Genomic DNA, 3,694 nt, shown 5'->3' with positions numbered 1-3,694 from the left:
CTAAACGATTAAAACGATTCAGTCCTTAAACATCATCTCCACCTTTTAGAGTCATACAAATCAGTGATAGAATGTTTTCATCTCTTTACGATCGGTGTTTACGGTTAACTGACATCGCTACAAAACTAGTTAACTTCTTCGCTATCCCTTCCTCTCCCCGCTACCTCACGATAGTCAGGCTTGGGAATCGCTATTAGGTTCACCGGTAGCGGGTGCCCACAGAGGACTTGCACCTCAGATATACGACATGCCCGTCGTAAAGAAAAGACAAACATCAAAAATGATGTTTGTCTTCATTGTGAATCGTTCAATTGAAAGATTTTTAATAAAGATCTAAATAATTCTCGATCTCCCATTGAGAAACAAAGGTTGCATAACTTGCCCATTCCAGACGTTTTGCTTCTACAAAATTGGTTGTAATGTGCTCTCCAAGAGCTTCTTTTACCACATCATCTTCCAACAAAGCCTTAATAGCATTATGAAGTGTTGAAGGAAGATCTGTAATTCCTGCTTCCTTACGCTCATCTGCCGACATAGCATAAATATTTGACTCAACAGGTGCCGGTGCTTCAATTTTATTTTTCACACCGTCAAGACCTGCTTCAAGAAGAACAGCCATAGCAAGATAAGGGTTTGCAGTTGGATCAACAGAACGTAATTCTAACCGAGTACTCATACCACGAGATGCTGGCACGCGAATCAACGGTGAACGATTTCGACCAGCCCAAGCTATATAAACAGGTGCCTCATAGCCAGGTACCAATCGTTTGTAAGAATTAACCGTTGGATTCATAATAGCAGTATAGTTATAAGCATGCTTCATCAAACCACCAAGGAAATGATAGGCTGTTTGAGAAAGCTGCATGCCATTTTTATCTTCTGGATCAAAGAAGGCATTATTGCCATCCTTATCAAAGAGAGACATATTACAATGCATACCAGATCCGGCGATACCATATTTAGGTTTCGCCATAAATGTTGCATACAAACCATGCTTACGAGCAATGGTTTTGACAACTAATTTAAATATCTGGATATTATCGCAAGCCTCAAGAACCTCACCGTATTTAAAATCAATCTCATGCTGACCGACGGCCACTTCGTGATGGCTGGCTTCTACTTCAAAGCCCATCTCTGTTAAAACATTAACAATTTCACGACGTGTATTATCAGCTAAATCAGTCGGTGCTAAATCAAAATAGCCACCCTTGTCATTAACATCAAGAGTTGGTTCCCCCTTGTCATTAAGTTTAAAAAGGAAAAACTCTGGCTCAGGTCCCAAGTTAAATGATTTGAAACCAGCTTCTTCCATATGTTTCAGAGAACGTTTAAGGTTTCCACGAGGGTCACCTGCAAAAGGCTCTTCTTCTGGCGTATAAATATCGCAAATCAAACCGGCAACAGCACCATTTTCATCTCCCCAAGGGAAAACAGTCCAAGTGTCAAGGTCAGGGTATAAATACATATCTGACTCATTAATACGGACAAAGCCTTCAATGGAAGAGCCATCAAACATTGCTTTATTCGACAAGACTTTTTCAATCTGTTCATCTGTTGCTGGGATTTCAACATTTTTCATTGTTCCTAAGATGTCTGTAAACATCAAGCGTAAAAATGTAACATTCTTATCTTTGATATCTTGTTTGATATCAGCTACTGTAAGTGCCATCTGATCTCCTTTTAAGAATATGGGCAGTTTTATTTACGTACCATACCAGTTTGTAAATGATTGAAATGTGATGAAGGATTTTGAAATCCACCTTGATTAAGGAGCTCGTCATGAAGGATTCGACGAACATCAGCATCAGTCAATGTTTTCCTTTTAGACTGCTTAGCTTCTTGACGCTCTGCATACTCATGCTTAATAGCAGCAATATTTAAACCTTCATCAATAAAATCTTTGATTTCCAATAGACGATCCATATCATTTAAAGAGTACATCCGCCTATTTCCTGGGGTTCTTTCTGGATTTATCAAATCTTGATCTTCATAATAACGAATCTGCCTAGCTGTTAAATCCGTCAATTTCATAACAGTGCCAATTGGAAAAACAGCCATGGTTCGTCTTAATTCTTTACCTTTCATACGACCTCCTTTCTTTTACATTATATTCTGAAAATTCAAACCTGTCAAGTCCTTATGTTACTTTTTCTAACATGATGTGCTCTTGATTGATGTTTTAAACTCTTACAACGGACTAATAAAGACATTATCTATTAAACTTGCGTAATAACCAATTCCATGTTCTATCCACATCTGTATTAACAATAATGGCGATAAAAACACCTATAAAGGTTTCAAAAACACGCCTTAGGGCATAAAGGATAGAATCACCAGCAGGCACTGATAAAGCTATAATAAGCATCGTAGCAACACCGCTTACAACACCTGGGGTATTATTAAAGGCAACATTAGTCATTATTGTCAGCATCGTAAAAATGGGGATAAAAATCAAATAAATCCAAAAGGACTGAGCAAATAAATCACTCAAAACAAAAAACAAAAAAGCATAAAAGCCACCGATGGAATTACTCAAAATACGAGAAGAGCCAAAATGGATACTTTGACCAAAATCTTCTCGCAAGCTAAAGACAGCGGATAAGGCAGCTATTTGAATACCATCCCACTTAAATAATCCCAAAAGCAAAATAACAAAAAATACAGCTAATCCGGACTTTAAGGTCCTCAATCCTAATTTAAATTTACGGGGATCAAATTTATATTTACCAAACATACTTCTATTGTAACATGCTTCTATCATTAAAGGGGCTATTTATTGGCTAAACATAAAATGAATAGTCTACTATCACTTAATTTTAGGTTATTAAATATCTCTTATATCCAGAGTATGACTCTTACGATAATAAAAAAGAATGGACAACAGCCCACTCTTTTCAAAATATTGACTAATTTAATGATACACTTATATCAAATTAGTTATTAAATTTACGTTTAGCTACACCTGCAAGACCAAGTCCCATGATAGCCAATCCAGCAATAGCAAAAGTAGCTGAGCTGTTATCACCTGTTGATGGTAAATTAGCATCTTTAGCGTATTGAGCATCTTTCTTAGCAGTTGCTTTCTTGTTACCAAGTGTTACTGCGGGGTCTTTAGCTTTATCTTCAGCTTTTTTATCAGTAGCTTCTTCTTTATCTGCAACTACTTCTTTGTCTGAATCTTCTTTAACTGGGTTTTTAAGTTCTTCCTTGTTTGAGTTGACATAATCATCCTCAACAAACTCTTCTTCACGATCAACACTAATCACTTCTGGAGCATTGGCATCAACCCACTCTGAAGTCACTGCAGTTTCAAAGTTCAAGGTTACAGAGTTACCATCGTGATCAGCAGATAGGTAGTTCAAGCCTTCTGAAAGCTTAGCTTCCGTAAGAGTTGACAAATGACTCAAAAAGTCTGAATATGTAAGAGCTTCAAACTCAGAAACTTGATTTTCTTCACCGTCAACCTTAATGGTAATCTTGAAGTTTTCTGCTTCTTCCTTGTTTGAGTTGACATAATCATCCTCAACAAACTCTTCTTCACGATCAACACTAATCACTTCTGGAGCATTGGCATCAACCCACTCTGAAGTCATTGCAGTTTCAAAGTTCAAGGTTACAGAGTTACCATCGTGATCAGCAGATAGGTAGTTCAAGCCTTCTGAAAGCTTAGCTTCTGTAAGAGTTGACAAATGAT

The 3,694-nt window shown here is 37.4% G+C and carries 4 protein-coding genes; all 4 read right to left on the bottom strand.

Annotated elements, in window-relative coordinates:
- Positions 1 to 322: 322 nt before the first annotated feature.
- Positions 323 to 1,669, bottom strand: coding sequence for a type I glutamate--ammonia ligase (glnA, locus tag ACMZ6U_RS09705; RefSeq protein ID WP_416108242.1), 1,347 nt, complete (start codon positions 1,667 to 1,669; stop codon positions 323 to 325).
- Between the two features lie 29 nt (positions 1,670 to 1,698).
- On the bottom strand, positions 1,699 to 2,085 hold the full coding sequence (locus tag ACMZ6U_RS09700) for a MerR family transcriptional regulator (RefSeq protein ID WP_416108241.1): 387 nt from the start codon (positions 2,083 to 2,085) through the stop codon (positions 1,699 to 1,701).
- Between the two features lie 124 nt (positions 2,086 to 2,209).
- Positions 2,210 to 2,734 carry an FUSC family protein gene (locus tag ACMZ6U_RS09695; RefSeq protein WP_416108240.1) on the bottom strand — a complete coding sequence of 175 codons (525 nt, stop codon included), beginning with the start codon at positions 2,732 to 2,734 and terminating at the stop codon, positions 2,210 to 2,212.
- A gap of 199 nt (positions 2,735 to 2,933) precedes the next feature.
- On the bottom strand, positions 2,934 to 3,694 hold a 761-nt coding region (locus ACMZ6U_RS09690; RefSeq protein ID WP_416108239.1), incomplete at its 5' end, for an LPXTG cell wall anchor domain-containing protein.

It is taken from the genome of Streptococcus pluranimalium (genome assembly GCF_047785745.1).
Classification (GTDB): Bacteria; Bacillota; Bacilli; order Lactobacillales; family Streptococcaceae; genus Streptococcus; species Streptococcus pluranimalium_B.
The sequence above is the reverse complement of the archived record's forward strand: the minus strand, read 5'-3'. Positions and strand labels throughout refer to the sequence as shown.